Annotated in this window: 12 protein-coding genes; 4 read left to right on the top strand and 8 right to left on the bottom strand. The window is 63.8% G+C overall.

Annotation, left to right across the window (positions count from 1 at the left end; translation table 11 throughout):
• Window positions 1-11 precede the first annotated feature (11 nt).
• Window positions 12-968: an alpha/beta hydrolase gene (locus FQ668_RS20040; protein WP_019437864.1), complete on the top strand. Its 957-nt coding sequence runs from the start codon at window positions 12-14 to the stop codon at window positions 966-968.
• A 68-nt stretch (window positions 969-1,036) separates the two neighbouring features.
• On the opposite strand, the gene FQ668_RS20035 is transcribed toward FQ668_RS20040, so the two are convergent.
• The 5 genes from FQ668_RS20035 to FQ668_RS20015 all read right to left on the bottom strand — a co-directional run bounded on the left by FQ668_RS20035 (window position 1,037) and on the right by FQ668_RS20015 (window position 8,839).
• Window positions 1,037-3,475, bottom strand: a complete 2,439-nt coding sequence (locus FQ668_RS20035; RefSeq protein ID WP_010954972.1) for a TonB-dependent siderophore receptor — start codon at window positions 3,473-3,475, stop codon at window positions 1,037-1,039.
• An 86-nt stretch (window positions 3,476-3,561) separates the two neighbouring features.
• Complete coding sequence (locus tag FQ668_RS20030) at window positions 3,562-5,220, bottom strand: cyclic peptide export ABC transporter (protein WP_019437862.1); 1,659 nt, start codon at window positions 5,218-5,220, stop codon at window positions 3,562-3,564.
• A gap of 34 nt (window positions 5,221-5,254) precedes the next feature.
• A complete protein-coding gene (locus tag FQ668_RS20025) occupies window positions 5,255-6,160 on the bottom strand; it encodes a formylglycine-generating enzyme family protein (protein WP_014590253.1) in 906 nt (301 codons plus the stop codon).
• A gap of 34 nt (window positions 6,161-6,194) precedes the next feature.
• Window positions 6,195-7,481 (bottom strand): aminotransferase class V-fold PLP-dependent enzyme, encoded by a 1,287-nt coding sequence (locus FQ668_RS20020; RefSeq protein ID WP_019437861.1) that lies wholly within the window; start codon window positions 7,479-7,481, stop codon window positions 6,195-6,197.
• 14 nt (window positions 7,482-7,495) lie between these two features.
• Window positions 7,496-8,839, bottom strand: a complete 1,344-nt coding sequence (locus tag FQ668_RS20015; protein WP_019437860.1) for a dipeptidase — start codon at window positions 8,837-8,839, stop codon at window positions 7,496-7,498.
• Between the two features lie 200 nt (window positions 8,840-9,039).
• Here FQ668_RS20015 and FQ668_RS20010 point away from each other — a divergent pair, with 200 nt between their 5' ends.
• Complete coding sequence (locus FQ668_RS20010) at window positions 9,040-10,662, top strand: twin-arginine translocation signal domain-containing protein (RefSeq protein WP_019437859.1); 1,623 nt, start codon at window positions 9,040-9,042, stop codon at window positions 10,660-10,662.
• Between the two features lie 20 nt (window positions 10,663-10,682).
• Here the strand turns inward: FQ668_RS20010 and FQ668_RS20005 are convergent, their stop codons facing one another.
• The 3 genes from FQ668_RS20005 to FQ668_RS19995 are packed head-to-tail and all read right to left on the bottom strand — an operon-like array spanning window position 10,683 to window position 15,242.
• Window positions 10,683-12,095 (bottom strand): efflux transporter outer membrane subunit, encoded by a 1,413-nt coding sequence (locus FQ668_RS20005; RefSeq protein ID WP_019437858.1) that lies wholly within the window; start codon window positions 12,093-12,095, stop codon window positions 10,683-10,685.
• Between the two features lie 3 nt (window positions 12,096-12,098).
• Window positions 12,099-14,063 (bottom strand): MacB family efflux pump subunit, encoded by a 1,965-nt coding sequence (locus tag FQ668_RS20000; RefSeq protein WP_010954965.1) that lies wholly within the window; start codon window positions 14,061-14,063, stop codon window positions 12,099-12,101.
• The gene (locus FQ668_RS19995) at window positions 14,064-15,242 is read right to left on the bottom strand and encodes an efflux RND transporter periplasmic adaptor subunit (RefSeq protein ID WP_014590258.1); all 1,179 of its coding nucleotides are present in this window, start codon (window positions 15,240-15,242) and stop codon (window positions 14,064-14,066) included.
• A gap of 212 nt (window positions 15,243-15,454) precedes the next feature.
• Here FQ668_RS19995 and FQ668_RS19990 point away from each other — a divergent pair, with 212 nt between their 5' ends.
• Window positions 15,455-15,931, top strand: coding sequence for a sigma-70 family RNA polymerase sigma factor (locus FQ668_RS19990; RefSeq protein ID WP_019437856.1), 477 nt, complete (start codon window positions 15,455-15,457; stop codon window positions 15,929-15,931).
• Between the two features lie 168 nt (window positions 15,932-16,099).
• Complete coding sequence (locus FQ668_RS19985) at window positions 16,100-16,579, top strand: hypothetical protein (protein ID WP_019437855.1); 480 nt, start codon at window positions 16,100-16,102, stop codon at window positions 16,577-16,579.
• The last annotated feature ends 16 nt before the right edge of the window (window positions 16,580-16,595 follow it).

Genomic DNA, 16,595 nt, shown 5'->3' with positions numbered 1-16,595 from the left:
AGAATCGAACGATGTCCCTGAACCCTGACCTGGCGGCCTACCTGCAACTGGTGGAGGCCGGACGCAGCGCCGGCAAGGTGCTGCCCATGCATGCCCTGGCGGCGGACGAGGCGCGGCGCCAGTTCGAAGAGTCCTCGGCGCTGATTGCGGGCAAGGCCGACGAACCGGACTGCATCAGCGACCTTTCGTTGACCACCCGCGATGGCCATACCTTGCCGGTGCGCTTGTACCGCCCGCCGCAGGCCGACCCTGCACTGGCCGGCGCGGCGCTGCTGTACCTGCATGGCGGCGGCTACGTGGTGGGCAGCCTCGATTCGCATGACACGCTGTGCTGGAACCTGGCGCAGGATGCCGGGGTGCCGGTGATTGCCGTGGGCTACCGGCTGGCGCCGCAGTGGCGTTTCCCGACAGCCAGTGACGATGCCCTGGATGCCTGGCGCTGGTTGGTCGAGCAGGCCGAGGCGCTGGGCCTCGATGCGCAGCGACTGGCGGTGGTGGGCGACAGTGTCGGTGGTAGCCTGGCTACCATTCTGGCCAACCGGTTGGCTGCGCAGCGCGAGCTGCCGGCACCGCGCCTGCAGGTAATGATCTACCCGGTGACCGATGCCAGTTGTCGGCGGCCTTCGGTGCAGCGCTACGGCAGCGGTTACCTGCTTGAAGCGCAGACCCTGGAGTGGTTCTACCAGCAATACGCCACGGTGCCGGCAGACCGTCACGACCCGCGTTTCTCACCGTTGCTGGGCAGCATCGCCAGCAACAGTGCACCTGCACTGATGCTGATTGCCGAGTGCGACCCGCTGCATGACCAGGGTGTCGCTTATGCACGGCACTTGGAGCAAGCCGGGGTGGCGGTGCAGCTTGCGGTGATCCCGGGAGTGACCCATGACTTCATGCGTATGGGTTCGATCATCGAGGAGGCCGATGAAGGCCTGGCGATGGTGGTCGAGGCATTGCAGCAGCATCTGTAAGGGAGCCTTTCAGGCCTCCATGAAAAAACCGCACCTGGGTGCGGTTTTTTGCGTTCAACGTCAGGCGATCAGAAGCTGTACTTGGCGGTGATGGTGAAGTTGCGTGGGTCACCATACACATCGTACGGGCTCCAGGAGTTGTTGCTGGCAATGCCCTGGTAGTACTTCTTGTCGAATACGTTGTTGAGGTTCAGGCGGGTGTCGAGGTTCTTGTTGACCTTGTAGCCGACCATCAGGCCCACTACCGCGTATGCACCCTGATCGATGTGGTAGTTGCCGAAGCTGTTGCTGCCTTTGTTGAAGATGCTGCTCTGGCCATACACGTTACCGCCCACGCGCCACTGGTTCAGCTCGCCCGGCAAGGTGTAGGTGGTGCTCAGCTTGAACAGGTGTTCTGGCAGGTCGGTGTCGAACTTGGTGCCTTCCTTGTTCTTGTCGGCATCCTTGCGGTACTTGGTTTGCGAGTAGGTGTAGCCGGCGCCGACTTGCCAGTTGGGGGTCAGTGCGCCCATCAACTCCAGGTCGATACCGTGGGTGCGTACCTTGCCCGAGGCTTCGTAGCAGGTGATGTCGACGCAACCTTCCTGGTTAGAAGCTTCCGCGGCGCGGTTTTCCTGGTCGATCTGGAAGATCGCTGCGCTGGCGTTGAGTGCGCCGTCGAAGTACTCGCCCTTGATGCCGATCTCGTAGTTCTTGCCTTCGATTGGGCGGATGATGGAGCGGTCACGCGCCAGTTCCGATTGCGGCATGAAGATATCGGTGTAGCTGGCGTAGACCGAGTGGTGGTCGTCCAGGTCGTAGATCACCCCGGCGTAGCGGGTGACGTTGCGGGTGACCTTGTAATCGCTGTTGGTGTAGTAGCCGTCGTTGATTTCGCTGTACACCGACTTGTTGTCGTACCAGTCCAGGCGTGCACCCAGGATGACCTTCAGCGGGTCGGCGATGTTCAGGCGGGTGGTGACGTACGCCCCTTCCTGCTCGACGTGCTCGCTCAGGTTGTAGATATCATCGACATTCGGCTTGTCGATGCCACTGGGGTTGACGCTGAAGAGGCTGTCGACCGGGATGAACACGGTGCCGCCGTGGGCGCTGGTCTTGACTTCGCGCTTGCTGGCGCCCACCACCAGTTCATGCTGGCGGTCGAACAGCTGGAACGGGCCATTGGCATAGACGTCGTAGGTCGACTGGTCGTAGTCGCGGCGCTGGTTGAACACGCGCTGGCGGAACCCCTCGTTGGTTGCCGAACCGGTGCGCTCGAACACGGCACCTTGCATGGCGAAGTCCGACCAGTTCTTGGACGCTGCCAGGTGCAGGCGCCAGTCGTTGTCGAAGCGGTGATCGACCTCGGCGAACACCGTAGTGTTATCGATGTCCTGGTAGCTCCAGTCGTAGCCCATATTGCGCGAGCGCGAGTAGCCCACATGGCTGCCATCGCGATTGACCGGCAGGCCACCCCAGTTGATGTTGTTGTTGTCGTTCTGGTTCGACGCGCCCACGGTCAGTGTGGTGTCGTCCGTCAGGTCGAACTCGGTGATGCCGTAGAACAGGCCGCGTTCGCGACCGGCGTAATCCTGGTAGCTGTCCTTGTCGTTGTAGGCGCCGACGAAGCGGCCACGGACGCTGCCGTTGTCATTCAGGGGGCCGCTGAGATCGAGCTCGCCGCGGTAATTGTCCCAGCTGCCGGCCGAGCCGGTGACGCTGCCCTGGAAATCCTTGGTAGGGCGTTTGCGCACCATGTTGATGGCTGCCGACGGGTTGCCGGCACCTTGCATCATGCCGGTGGCGCCTCGCACGATCTCGACGCGGTCGTAGGGCGCCATGTCGGCCGCGGCGACCCAGTCGGCGTTGTAGGTGGTGGGCAAGCCATCGAACATCAGGTTGTTGATGGGAAAGCCGCGGGAAAAGTACTCGCTGTTGGCCGGGCGCGCCGCCGACATGCGCAGACCAGGAGTGGCCTGGACCACGTCGTCGAGGCTACGCATCGACTGGTCGTCCATGCGCTGGCGGGTGATGACGGTGACGGCCTGCGGGGTTTCGCGCAGGGTCAGTGGCAGTTTGGTCGCGGTCTGCATGCTGCCAGTGGTATAGGAACCGGTGTTCTCGGTGGTTTGCCCCAAACCCTTACCATCGATGTTGGTTGCCCCAAGTTCCACCGCAGCGCCCCCCTCCCGGGTGTGGATGGTGACTTGGTTGCCTTGGATCTGATAGCTCACACCGGTACCCTGCAGCAGCCGCGACAGGGCCGCGGCGGGCTCCATCGCACCGGTCAGTGCGCTGCTGCGCTTGCCTTCCACGTCCTGTGGGCTATAGAGCACCTGCAGGTTCGATTGCGAGCCGAAGGCCAACAAGGCGCTGGCCAGCGGCTGGGCCGGCACGTTGAACTGGACCTGTTGGGCCTGGGCGATGGCCGGCAGGCCCGCCAGGCCGACGGCCATTGGCGCTGCAAGGCGCAACGAGCGGCGAATGACCAGCGCCAGAGCGTGGGGGCGAAGACGTTGTGTTGGCATTTTTTCAAAGCCCTTGAGTGTCAGATGTTAATAGTATTAATTCTTGTTATTGATTGGGACGCACTCATCGGCCAAAACCGGAAAAATTAAATGCAATCTGCGACGCGGTTCTCCTGTTGGACCTTGCCTGCCGCCATGTGGATGAGCTGGTCGGCGACGTCGAAGTAGCGGTCGTCGTGGCTGATCACGATGATGGTCTTGCCCAGGCGCTTGAGGTCCGGCAGCAGCTCTGTGTAGAAAATGCGCCGGAACGTCGGATCCTGGTCGGCGGCCCATTCGTCGAACACCAGCACCGGGCGCTCCTCCAGCCAGGCGCTCACTAGCGCCAGGCGCTTGCGTTGGCCAGTGGACAGGTCGGTGGTGCTGAACACGCCGTCACGGATGCTGACCTTGTGAGCGATCTCCAGGCGCTCCAGGTAGCGACTGGCGTCGGCAGGTACTGGCCGGTCACCCTGGATGACATCGTCGAACAGGTAGTAGTCGGCGAAGATGGTGGTGAACAGCTGCCGGTAGTCGTCACGGTTTTCGGCCGTCACCGGCTTGCCGTCGAGGCTGATCGTGCCTTGCTGAGGTGCGTATAGGCCGAGCAGCAGCTTGATAAGGGTGGTCTTTCCGCAACCGTTTTCGCCGACGATGAACACGATGTCGCCTTGCTTGATGCTCAGGTTCACCGGACCCAGATGAAACGGCTCACTGCCTTCCACACGGGGGAAGGTGTAGCTGACGTCCTGCAGCTGCAGGGTGTGCAGGCCCTTGTCGGCGGCGCGGGTGTCATCCAGCAGCAAGTGCGGCTCGGGCGATGAGAACTGGCGTGACAGTTCGGCGATGCGGCGGAAGGCGATCTGGGCCTTGCTGATGATCGGCAGGGTGCTGATCAGGTGTTCCAGCGGGCCTTTCATGTACAGCAGCACCAGCACGAAACCGCTGGTGACGCTCTTGTCGCCTGTGGGCCACAGCGACTGCATGGCCAGGGCCACGGCGATGACCACGAAGAACAGCATCGAGCCCAGGGTCTTGGCGATTACGAAGGTGTTGATCGAGCGTACCTGGGTGGCGCAAATACGGTTGGCGGTGTCCTGGATGCCGTGCTGGAACATGCGTTTGCGGCGTGGGCGGTGAATGCGCAGTTCCTTGGCACCTTCGGCGATCGCGCTGTAGTGCTTTTGCAGTTCATCCTCGGCTTCTCGGGCGCTTTCGAAGCCGCGCACACCCCACGAGCGGGCAACGAACTGCATGACCGAGCCGATGCCGATGGCCACCAGGATCACCAGGAACATCGGTATCGACAGGTGCGCCAGATAGCCCAGGCAGCCCACGGTGACGGTGAGCGAAACGGCCAGGGGCGCGAAGACGAAGGCGAAGTCGCTGATGGTGTCGACGTCATGGGTCAGCACTGGGATGAGACGGTGGCTGCGGTAGCGTTCGATCTGGTCGATCGGCGCTGCCAGCACCTTCTCGCCCAGCTCACGGCGCAGGCGCGCGATGATGTGCTGGCCGACCCAGTTGGTGCCCATGTCCGAGCAGATCGAGCTGAACAGCGCCAGCAGGCACAGCCCGGCAAAACCCAGGACCACGCCTTGAGTCAGGCCGGTGTCGCTGTGCAGGGCCGAGTTGATGGTCGCCAGCAGGGCGGTGACACTGAGGCCACCGACCATGCCCAGGATGATCGAAACCGTCACCAGGGGCCAGAAGGGTTTGAGCAGGCCGAACAGTTCGCTGACGGCGCCACGTGGTTTACTGGTCATGGGTGTCTCCCGAATCACGCGTGGTTAGGGGCCATCAGAGTTCGCGAGCGACCCGGAAGCCGAGGAAATCGCCGCGCACATCGGGGGCACGGTTGTTGCGGTTGCCGGAGCGCGAGAACACCGGGGCTTCGCCCCAGTCGTTACCACGCATCACTCGCACGCTGCAGTCGCCGCCGGACCAGACGCTGCCATCGCTCGGCGCACCGTCGTAGCCGTCGTGCCAGCAGTCGGCCGTCCACTCATACACGTTGCCGTGCATGTCGTAGACACCGAAGGCGTTGGCCGGGTAGCTGCCGACCGGGGCGGTGTACGAGTAACCGTCGGTGGGGCCGTAGGTGTTGGCGTGCTGGGCGATGCTGTACGTGGAGGCGTCGCCGTTATCGAAGGGGAAGGGGAACGGGCCGGTTGAACCGGCACGCGCGGCATATTCGCGCTCGGCTTCGCTGATCATGCGGTAGGTGTGGCCGGTTTTTTTCGACAGCCACTTGGCGTACTGCTCGACATCGAACCAGCTCACGCACACGGCAGGCTGGCGCGGGCCCTGTTTGTAGGTTGGCTTGCTGGCGGCGCAGAAGCGCCCCGGGCGGGTGTCGCCGTCGGCGATCTTTACCCCGCTCTCGCGGATATAGGCATCCAGTTCGCCTGCGGTGACATGGTAGCGGCTGATGGCGAATGGTTTGGCAAAGGTCACGGTGTGCTGTGGACCCTCATCGCCCTCGCGCCCGGGCTCATCCTCGGGCGTACCCATCACGAAGCTGCCGGCGGGCAGCACCACCATTTCCGGGCAGGCCGCCTTGCAGTCGCGGAAGACTTCGCCTGGGGTGGGCTGGCTGGCGGCCTGCGCACTGGCGGCGCCCAGACCAAGCACGGCCAGGCAGCACAAGTGGCGCAAGCGAGGCGTGAACCGGGGGGATGAGATGAGGCGTGCATCATCGGACATGAAGTAGATTCCGTCAGCTGTTGGCTAAGAAAAATCAGGCGCGCAGGCGTTGGCCCAGGACATCGACCAGGCGGTCGATCTCGGCTTCGGTGTTCAACAGGCCAGGCGCGGTACGCACGACCGGCCCGACATCGCGATCGACCGCATCGACCACGATGCGCTGGCTGTTCAGGTGCGCTGCTATGGCCTCGACGTCCTGGCCCTTGACCCGGAAGAAGGTGAAGCCCGCTGAATGGTTAGGGCTGCGCGGCGTCACCAGTTCGATGGCGCGGTGCTGCGCGAGGCGCTCCTTGAGGTAGTCGTTGAGGCCATGGATGCGTGCCTGGATCGCCGCCTTGCCGTGCTGCAGATGCAGCTCGAATGCCTTGCCCAACGCCCAGCGATGCTCGAAGGCGTGGTAGCCACCTGGGGTCATGGTGGTGGCAAAATCCTCATTCTCCGAGAAGGTGGCGAAGGTGGGCGTAAGGTGCTTGAGCTCGGTGGAGGCGGCGCAGATGATCCCGGTGCCTCGTGGGCCGAACATCCACTTGTGGGTGCCGGCGATGAAGTAGTCACACTGCAGGTCGGCGAAGCGCATGTCTTCGACGCCGAAGCCGTGCACGCCATCGATCACGTAGAGGATGCGGTCGTTTTCGTCACGGTTGCGGTTGGCCTCGTGGACCAGGGCGCCGATCTGCCCGACGGGCAGTTTCACGCCACTGCCTGAATGCACCCAGGTCATGCCCAGCACACGGGTTTGCGGCTTGATGGCGGCAGCAATGGTGCTTAGTACCTGGTCGTCGGAGACCTTGGCCGGGTCGTCGAACAGGCGCAGCTTGCGCACCTGGGTGCCGTCACGCTGGCTGCGATAGGCGAGGATGTTGCGGGTGGAGTAATGCTCGTGTTCGGTGGTCAGGATTTCTTGCTGCGGATTCAGGCGCAGGCCGCCGTAGATCATCCCGAGGCCTTCGGTGGTGCTGCCGGTGAGGGCGATCTGGCGTGGCTTGACTTCAAGATAGCGGCCCGCCCATTCACGCACCTCGGCTTCGTGCTTCCATTCGCTCTGGGTGTCCCACTCGACGCAGCGTGCCGGGTGTTGGTCGAGTTGTGCGCGAAGGTTTGCGATCGCTTCGCGCACGGGGCGCGGGTGCGAGGTGATGAGGAAGTTGGCGAAGTGCGCGTAGTGGGGGTCGAGCTCGAACAGTTGGCGAAAACCGCTCCAGGCATCCGTCGCCGGAGGCTTGCGCGGCGCCGCCTGGGCGCTGCCCAGCAGTTGGCCGGCCAAGGGCAGCCCGGCTGCAAGTAGGCTGGCCTGCTTGAGGAAAGTACGTCGGTCGTTCATGGGCGGCTCGCAGCTCAACGGGAAGAGGTGGCGGTCGGGCGTGCAGCGTTTTGCACTTGGCCCCAGACCCGTAGGAAGTTGCCACCCCATAGCTTGGCAATATCGGCTTCGCTGTAGCCGCGGCTGATCAGCTCGGCGGTGACGTTGCGCGCCTGACTGGCATCGTTCCAGCCGGCGATGCCGCCGCCCTCGTTGAAGTCCGAGGCAATGCCGACGTGGTCGATGCCGACCTTGCGTACTGCGTAGTCGATGACGTCGCCGTAATCCTTCAGCGTTGCCTGGGGCTCTTCCTCGAGGATCGCGTACAGCGCTTCGGCGTACTGGCCGACTTTCTGCTCGGGCCAGCCGGCGATGATCGGGTCGCCCGGCATCAAGGCATTGGCCTGGTTGACCAGGGGCGGCAGACCGTACTCGGCGCGCAGGCTGTTCAGGCGCTCTTGCGACTTCTGGGTCAGCGGCTTGATGTAGGTGCCGAAGGCAACGATCTGGATGACCCCGCCGGTGCCCTTGATCAGTTGCATTTCCTTGTCAGTGAGGTTGCGCGGAATGTCAACGGCGGCCCTGGGGGCCGAATGCGAGGCCACCACTGGCGCACGGCTGAGTTCGACCACCTGGGTCAGGGCCTGGGTCGACATCTGCGAAACGTCGATGATCACGCCCAGGTCATTGAGCCGTTGCACCGCCTGGCGGCCGATGGCAGACAAACCGCCGAGGGCATCTGGGGTGTCATTGAAGAATGGCAGTGGGCGTGAGGAGTCGGCCCAGTTGTTGTTGCCGATGTAGTTGAAGCCGAACATGCGCACACCACGGGCAGCCCAGGTGTCCAGCTGGCTGAGGTCGTCGCCCAGGGCATAGGCGTTGAGCATGCTGATGAACACCGCGAATTTGCCTTCGCCGTGCAGGCGCCGCATGTCGTCGGGGGTATAGGCGATACCGACCTGGTTAGGGAAGTCTCGCACCATCGCGCTGATGGCGTGGTAGCGCACTTCCTGGGCATGCCGCCCGGCATCGACGAAACCGTCGGTTGGATGGTGCGGCCCGTTGTCGCCGGTCCAGGACTCGGGCCAAGCGAAGACGGTCAGGGCAGCGCCGGACAGTCGCCCGCGCGCGGCTTTGGCCAGGTCGAACTGGCCCGGGCCATCCTTGTCAGCTTCGCGGCCTTCGGTGCCGAAGTCCAGCGGCAGGGTGAGATGGCTGTCGAACGAAATGATCCGCTCTTGCAGATCATTGGCCTGGCGCACGACCTCTATGGGGTAGCCGTCCTTGTCGAAGTGGTACCAGGCAGCCGCTCCGGCACCGACGGTCAAGGTGGCGGCCAGGCTGATATACAAGGCTTTTTTCCAGCGTGCTGTCGTCATTTCGGTCTCAGTAGGTTCACCGCAGAGGTTCGGGCCTGGGGCCATTGCTACCTGGAGGGAACGAGTGCACGCGGCAGAAATTTAACCGGCCCTCCTGTCTCCGGCGCGCCGCCAGGGCGGTTAAATTTTCTTGCCAGCTCAACGTTCTAGCCTTCGATGGGCCGTGCTAAGCGGCCATAACGACTGGCACAGGTAGTTCAATGACGATTTCTCGGAGAGGCTTCATCGCGGGCGTGGCACTGGCGGGCGTTACGGTGCCGGGGGCGCTGTATGTCCAGCGTCAGCTCACCCGAGAGGAATTCCCGGAAACCCCCGGCGAGGCGGTCGTGGAATTGGCCGATACGGCGACCCAGCAACTGGGCGACACCTTGCGCGGCATCTGGCGCTGGTCGTTCAAGGGGGCGCAGGCCGGCTTGCCGGGCTTGCAGGGCGAGACGCTGGAATTGTTCATCGATGTTGCGCAGAAGGGCCGCAGCATTCGCGGTTACCTCGATACCGCCGAGCGCTTGCGCAGCGGTGGCGAGCCACGATATCGGGTGCTCGGCGACTTGCCTGCCGACAAGCCGGGGCGGTTGCGCTGGCGCTTGTTCGACAGTGCCGATGGCGGCCGCATGCCGCGCTACGAGTGCCATCTCGTGCTGGATGAAGTGTGGGGGGTATTTGGCAATGCGGGGCCGGCCACCCTCAATGGGAGCATCCTCGACCTTGAGCGGCCATTGGCCATGCCCGAGCAGGACAATCGCTTCCTGGCCCACAAGCAGACCTTTCCCGAAGCCCGCGAACGCACCGCCTTGTCGCCGGCGATGATCGATTGGCTGATCGCGCCGGAGCATCGCCTGTTCCACCAGCTGTGGCATGCCTCACGTGACAAATGGCACAAGCTCGACAAGGACAAGCGCAACGCCTTGCGTGGCCTGGGCTGGCAGCCGGGGCCGCGTGACCGTGAACGCGATGCCCGTGGCCGGCACAAGGACCGCAACGGCTCGGGTGAAGACTTCCTGTTCATGCACCGGCACATGCTCGGCGCTGCACGGGCCATCCAGGACCTGCCGTCATGGCCGCGCTTCCCCTTGCCACAGCCTGACCTTGAGCGCGATCGCCTGGGTTTCGCGCGTTACTTCGATAATCATGACGGCAACGCCTTGCCACCAACCTGGTTGGCTTACGATGATGACGAGTACACCCAGTGGGTGCGCGATATCAAAAGCGCCGAAACCTTTCATGGCAATTTCGAGGTGTGGGAGTCGCGTTACAGCGACCCCCAGTACCTGTCCCGGCTGACGTTGGGGCAGTTCGGCTCGGAGCTTGAACTGGGCTTGCACGACTGGCTGCACATGCGCTGGGCCTCAGTCCCACGTGACCCGAGCAACGGCATGCCGGTGCCGATGGCGCGCACGCCGGATGATTTCGCGGCGCGCTGGTATGGCGCGCAGAACGACTTTCTCGGGGACCCGTTCTCTTCCCACGTCAACCCTGTGTTCTGGCGCTTCCATGGCTGGATCGACGACCGTGTCGAGGACTGGTTCCGCGCCCATGAACGATTCCACCCTGGCGCAGTCACGCGCCTTGAGGTCAATGGCGTGCCATGGTTCGCGCCGGGGCGCTGGGTGGAGGTCGCCGACCCTTGGCTGGGACCGGACACGCACGGCTGCAGTAACGTGCCGGGGCTGCGCCCAGGGCGTAGCGTGGAGATGGACCCGGAAACCATGAAGCTGGCCTTGCGTCTGATTTACAGCGACGAGGAGCGCTTTGACGGGCTGGTAGGCAAAGTGCCGCGCCGCCCCTGGTATGCTCGCCACCTGAAGGTCAGGCAGCGGTCGTGAACACCAGATAGCCTGACGCCCTAGCGCGTCGGGCTATCCGCTTGCCAGCCACCGCCCAAGGCTTTGTAAAGGGCCACGCTGGCCTGCAGTTGGCTTAGCTGCAGGCGGGCCTGCTGGTCCTGGGCCTGGTACAGGCTGCGCTGGGTGTCGAGCACGGTCAGCAAGGTCTCGGCGCCGGCGCGGTAGCGGCGTTCGGCCAGCTGGAAGGCGATGCGTGATTGTTCAACTTCCTGATCCTGCCACTGGCGTTGACGGTCCACCCCTTGGGTGGCGTTCAGTGCTTTTTCTACATCGGCGAAAGCGGCCAGGATGCTGGTGCGGTAAGCCTCCAGCAACTCTTCCTGTTCGGCCTCGGCCAGTTGCTGCGCGGCGCGCAGACGGCCTCGGTTGAACACCGGGGCGACCAGGCCACTGGTCAGGGTGTAGTAGGGGCTGTCGAAAATCTGCGCGAAGGTGCTGGCGCCGCTGCCGAATTCCACGCCCAGCGTGAGTTTGGGCAACAGGGCTGCCCTGGCGACCTGCACATTGGCGCTGGCCGCGGCCAGGCGCGCCTCGGCGGCTGCAATGTCGGGGCGACGCGCCAGCAGCTCGCTGGGCACGCCACTGGCGATGCGAGGCCAGCGCAGGTCAGCGAACGCTGCGGTACTGGTCGGCAGTTGTTGCACCGGTAGCCCCAGTAGCGTTGCCAGGGTGACCTGGGTGTCTTGCCACTGCTGCTCAAGTAGCGGCAGTTGGCGTTGCTGAGCGGCCACCAGGCTGCGCTGCTGGGCCAGCTCGAGTTGGGTGCTGGAGCCGGACTGCTGGCGGGCTTCGACCAGGCTCAGCACCGCTTGGGCGTTGCGCAGGTTGAGTTGGGCTATACGCAGCTGTTCTTTGAGAGCCAGGCTTTGCAGGTAAGTGTCGGCGACGCTGCCGAACAGGGTCAGCTTCACGGTCTGGCGGTCCAAGCGGCTGGCGTCGAGGCTGCGCAAGGCGCTGTCGCGGGCACTGCGCAGGCCGCCCCAGAAATCGATTTCGTAGCTGGCGCTGAGGTTGGCATCGAACGAGGTGCTGGTGCGCTCACTGCTGCTGGCATCGAGCTGATCGTTGCCCTCGCCGCGAAGCAGGCGCTGGCGGCTGGCATCCAGGCCGAACTGCACCTCAGGCAGCAGCGGCGCGCCGGCGATTACTGCCCGCGCCTGGGCCTGGCGTACCCGGGCTGCAGCCGCGGCCAGGTCGTGGCTGTTGTTTCGGGCAATCTCGATCAACTGGTCAAGTTCTGGGCTGGCGAAGGCCTGCCACCAGCGTTGATCAGGCAGTGCCTGTGCCTTGCTCGCAGTAGGGCTTTGCCAATCGGCGGGCGGGGCGATGCCCATAGTTGGTGGCGTTGGCGTGGAGCAGGCGAGGAGTGACAAGCTCAGGGGCAGCAGGCAAAGGTGGCGTGGCAATGTCATGGGCTATTCGCTGGTAAGGGCTTTGACCGGGTCAAGGCGTGCAGCCTTGCGTGCTGGCATGAAGCCAAACACCACCCCAGTGATGACGGCGCAGGCAAATGCGCCAACAATGGCAGGCAGGGCGAACGCCACGGCAATGTCGGCCAGGGTAAGGCTGGCGCCGACCACCAGGGCCAGGGCGATGCCGGTCAGGCCGCCAACCATCGACAGCATGATCGCCTCGCTCAGGAACTGCCGGAGGATATCGCGCTGGCGGGCGCCGGTGGCCATGCGGATACCGATTTCACGGGTGCGCTCGCGCACGGTCATGAGCATGATGTTCATCACCCCGATACCGCCGACCAGCAGCGAGATGGCGGCAATGGCCCCGAGCATCAACGACAGGCTGTTCTGCGTGCGCGCCTCGGCCTGGATCAGGGCGGCATCGTTGGTCAGCTCGAAATCGTGTTTGCCCTGGTGGCGCTGGCGCAGCAGGCGGTCGATGGCCGCTTCGGTGTCCTTGACCTGGCCTGAGTCGCGCGCGGCAATGGCGATATAGTCCGGGTCGCGGTGGCCGAACAGGCGGATGGCCGCTGCCGAAAATGGCACCACGATGCGCCCGTCGCTGTCCTGGTCGCCAGAGCTGGCGCCTTTGCCGGCAAGGATGCCGACCACTTGGAACGGTACATTGCCGATCAGCAGGTACTGGCCGATAGGGTTACTGCCAGGGGCAAGCATCTTTTCCCGGACTTTCTGGCCGATCACAGCCACCGCTGCGCTACTGGCCTCGTCGGTCTCGGTGAAAAAGCTGCCTTCAACGGCCGGCCAGTTGAAAATCTCCGGGAAAAAGGTGTTGTTGCCGCCCACGTAGAATTGCTGGCTGTTGTTGCCGTGGCGGACCATCATCTTTTCGCCGAGCACCGGCATGATGTGTTTGACCTGCGGCAGCTCACCGATCGCCGCAACATCGTCCAGGGTGATGCGCCCAGCCGGTTCGCGCAGGGTCGGAGGGCTGCCATTGAGGTATAGGATGTTGGAGCCGAAGGCGGCCATCTGTGCCATTACCTGGCGTTTGCTGCCTTCACCGACAGCCAACATCACCACCACCGACGCGACTCCGATGATGATGCCGAGCAGGGTCAGTGCCGTGCGGAAGCGGTTGATCCACATCACTCGCCATGCCGCCTGCAGCGATTCGAGCAGTTCACCTTTCCAGGCACCGTGCTGGGTTGCGCCACGGTCCAGGCGCTGGCGCAGTTCTTCTGCCTGTATGCCTTTGTGGGCATGGGCGGGCGGCTGGTCGGCGGCGGAGTCACTGATCACCAAGCCGTCGCGAATCTCGATAACCCGGTGCGCCCGGGCAGCCACTTCGCGGTCGTGGGTGATGAGGATGATTACATGGCCTTGGCTGGCCAGCTCGTCTAGCAGCGCCATCACCTCGGCGCCGCTATGGCTGTCGAGGGCGCCGGTCGGTTCGTCGGCCAGGATGATGTGGCCACCGTTCATCAAGGCCCGGGCAATCGAAACCCGTTGCTGCTGACCACCGGATAATTGATGCGGACGGTTGGCGGTGCGGCTGGCCAGGCCCAGGCGGCCGAGCAGGGCGCTGGCGCGGGCCTGGCGTTCGGCGGCTGGGGTACCGGCATAGATGGCTGGCATCTCGACGTTTTCCTGGGCTGAGCCGGAGGGGATCAGGTGGTAGCCCTGGAACACGAACCCGAAGGCCTCGCGGCGCAGCCAGGCCAGTTCGTCGCTGTCCAGCTCGGCAACGTCCTTGCCGGCGAAGCGGTAGCTGCCGGCACTTGGGCGATCGAGGCAGCCGAGGATATTCATCAGGGTCGACTTGCCGGAGCCGGAGGCGCCGACGATGGCGACGAATTCGCCGGCATGCACGCGCAGGCTGATGCCGCGCAGGACTTCTACCCTGGGGGTGTCGACACCGCCGTACGCTTTACGGATGTCACAGAGCTCGATCAGGGGCGTGGCCATTCAACCTCCGCTGGCGGCAGGAGCGCCGATAACCAGTCGATCACCTTCACTGAGGCCATCGAGGATCTGCACCCGCAAGCGGTCGCTCAGACCGGTGCGCACCTTGCGCTGTTCGACCTTGCCGTCGCGGCCGAAAACCTGGGCCAGGCGTAGTCCTTCGCTGTCGCTATCGTCCAGTGCGGCCAACGGGGCACTAAGCACCTGGCTGGCCTGGCCGACGACGAAAAACACCTGGGTGGTCATCTCTGCCATGAGGGCGCCATCGGGGTTGTCCACGTCCAGCAGCACGGTGTATTGCACGACTTGGCTGCCGGTGGCGCCGGCGGTGGCGCTGGCTGGGCTGCCGCCGCCCTGGCTGGTCTGGTCCAGTGGCTTGGGCGGAATGGGCAGCACCTGGCGCACGGTGCTGGTCCAGCGGCGCTTGCCGCCGGCCAAGGTGGTGAAGTAGGCGGTCATGCCAGGCTGGATCTTGCCGATATCGGCCTCCGAGACCTGGGCCCAGACGGTCATGGGGGACAGCTTGGCGATGCGCAGGATCAGCGGCGTTTGTTGCTGGGCGTTGAGGGTCTGGCCTTCACGGGCATCCACTGCCACTACCGTGCCGTCCATAGGGGCGAAGATGCGTGTGTAGCCCAGTTCGGCTTCGTCGCTGCGCAAGCTGGCGTTGGCCTGGCGGATCTGTGCCTGGTACATGTCGATGCGTGCCTGGGTCACGTTGAGCTGGGCTTCGGCCGTTTGCAGGTCTTCTTCGCGTGTGGCGCCGACCGCTGCCAGGTCGCGCTGGCGCTTGAGCTGCTGTTGGGCGAGTTTGAGCTGGGCGCGCTGCTCTGCCAGCTGCGCCTTGAGATTATCGATCGAGAAGCGCCCGGCATCGAGCTTGGCCTGCTGCGTGGAGGGGTCGATCTCGACCAGCAACTGCCCTTTGTGGACTTGATCACCGACCTCGACGTGCAGGTTGCGGATCTGCCCGGAGGCTTGTGCACCGACGTCGACGTAGCGCCGCGGCTGCAGCGTGCCCAGCGCTGTTACGCTGCTCTCGATGTCGGCGCGGGTGACGGCAACGGTACTGACCGGCTGCGCGCCGAACGGCAGGGATGTCCAGGCCAGCAGGCTGCCAAGGCCAAGCAGGCCCAGGCCGCCGAGGAGGAGGCGACGGCGAGTGTGGGTTGAGCGTCTCATGCGGACTTCCAGCCAGGGATAAAGGCCACGCGCAGCCAATCACGGTGCGCAGGGAGGTCACAGTTAGACGAAGGCTGGCAAGGCAGATTTAGCCAGGATAGTACGCGCCGGTGTGTTGCTGAGAATAATTATAATTTGTAGTATTCCACACTGATATCACTCAGTCCCCAAGCTGCTGATCAAGGGCCGGCAGGATGCCCTCAGGTACCCTCGTGGAACATTACTATCGTGAACTGGTGAGCTTTCTGTCTGCACGCTTGGGTAGCCGTCAGGCGGCGGAGGACGTTGCTCACGATGCTTATCTGCGGGTCCTGGAGCGTACTGGCAGCGAACAGATCGAGCATCCGCGTGCGTTCTTGTATCGCACCGCGCTGAACCTGGTCGTCGACCGGCACCGGCGTCAGTTGGTGCGCCAGGCCGAGCCGCTCGATACCCTGGATGCCGATAGTCAGCTGCATAGCTCTGAGTTGCAGCATGACCTGCAGTTGGACCAGCGCCTGGCACTGATGCAAAAGGCCCTTGATGAGTTGAGGGGGCCCTGCCGTGACAGTTTTCTGTTGCGCAAGATCGAGGGGTTGTCCCATCAGCAGATCGCCGATCGGCTGGGCATTTCGCGCAGCCTGGTAGAAAAGCACATCGTCAATGCCATGAAGCACTGCCGGGTGCGCATGCGGCAATGGGAATCCTGATTGCCAGGTTAAAGGCAAATGCAAATTCCGTCAGTCAATCACTTGATTTATGCGGCTTTCCCGACTTCTATCAAAGAAGACCGCTGCCAGGCATGGCCCTGGCAATAGCCGTTACCGGCGCAGTATGGTCATGGAGCGTGCCCATTACCTAATGGCCCAGGTCCGACCATGGCAAACAAGACCCTGCGCATCCTCATCGCCGATGCACACCCGTGCCAGCGCCTGCAACTGGAGCGGTTGCTCAATGGCCTGGGCTATTACCGGATAGCCCCCGTGGATAGCTTCGAGGAACTGCAGCGCCTGGTGCAGTGCGCCTTGCAGCCCTTTCACCTGTTGCTGGGCAATATCGAGTTGGCCAGCCATTGTGGCGTAGATCTGGAACGCTTCTGCCGCGTCAGCACACAAATCCAGCATGCCCTGCTTTACCATTCCAGCCAGTTGAAAGTGCCAGCAGTGCCGCAGACCGAGCGCCAGGCGGTCAGCCTGAGCCTGCCTCAGGCGCCCGATAACGAGGCGCTGGAGACGTTCATGGCAATCATCGACGCCCCGATGGTGGTCGGCAAGCTACCGCTACCGGGCACGCTGCCAGCCAGTACAGCGCGGCCACGGCCGCGAGCCAACTTCGCGCATACGGTGTTCAGCCGCTAGCGGTGCTGCCGGCGGG

The organism is Pseudomonas sp. Kh14, assembly GCF_900291005.1.
GTDB classification, from domain to species: domain Bacteria; phylum Pseudomonadota; class Gammaproteobacteria; order Pseudomonadales; family Pseudomonadaceae; genus Aquipseudomonas; species Aquipseudomonas alloputida.
The sequence above is the reverse complement of the archived record's forward strand: the minus strand, read 5'-3'. Positions and strand labels throughout refer to the sequence as shown.

Excerpts from the sequence above, each read along its gene's own strand:
- FQ668_RS20035 (WP_010954972.1), bottom strand. The coding sequence starts at position 3,475 with ATGCCAACACAACGTCTTCGCCCCCACGCTCTGGCGCTGGTCATTCGC.
- FQ668_RS19985 (WP_019437855.1), top strand. The coding sequence starts at position 16,100 with ATGGCAAACAAGACCCTGCGCATCCTCATCGCCGATGCACACCCGTGC.
- FQ668_RS20005 (WP_019437858.1), bottom strand. The coding sequence starts at position 12,095 with ATGACATTGCCACGCCACCTTTGCCTGCTGCCCCTGAGCTTGTCACTC.
- FQ668_RS20040 (WP_019437864.1), top strand. The coding sequence starts at position 12 with ATGTCCCTGAACCCTGACCTGGCGGCCTACCTGCAACTGGTGGAGGCC.
- FQ668_RS20000 (WP_010954965.1), bottom strand. The coding sequence starts at position 14,063 with ATGGCCACGCCCCTGATCGAGCTCTGTGACATCCGTAAAGCGTACGGC.
- FQ668_RS20020 (WP_019437861.1), bottom strand. The coding sequence starts at position 7,481 with ATGAACGACCGACGTACTTTCCTCAAGCAGGCCAGCCTACTTGCAGCC.
- FQ668_RS19995 (WP_014590258.1), bottom strand. The coding sequence starts at position 15,242 with ATGAGACGCTCAACCCACACTCGCCGTCGCCTCCTCCTCGGCGGCCTG.
- FQ668_RS20015 (WP_019437860.1), bottom strand. The coding sequence starts at position 8,839 with ATGACGACAGCACGCTGGAAAAAAGCCTTGTATATCAGCCTGGCCGCC.
- FQ668_RS20010 (WP_019437859.1), top strand. The coding sequence starts at position 9,040 with ATGACGATTTCTCGGAGAGGCTTCATCGCGGGCGTGGCACTGGCGGGC.
- FQ668_RS20030 (WP_019437862.1), bottom strand. The coding sequence starts at position 5,220 with ATGACCAGTAAACCACGTGGCGCCGTCAGCGAACTGTTCGGCCTGCTC.
- FQ668_RS20025 (WP_014590253.1), bottom strand. The coding sequence starts at position 6,160 with ATGTCCGATGATGCACGCCTCATCTCATCCCCCCGGTTCACGCCTCGC.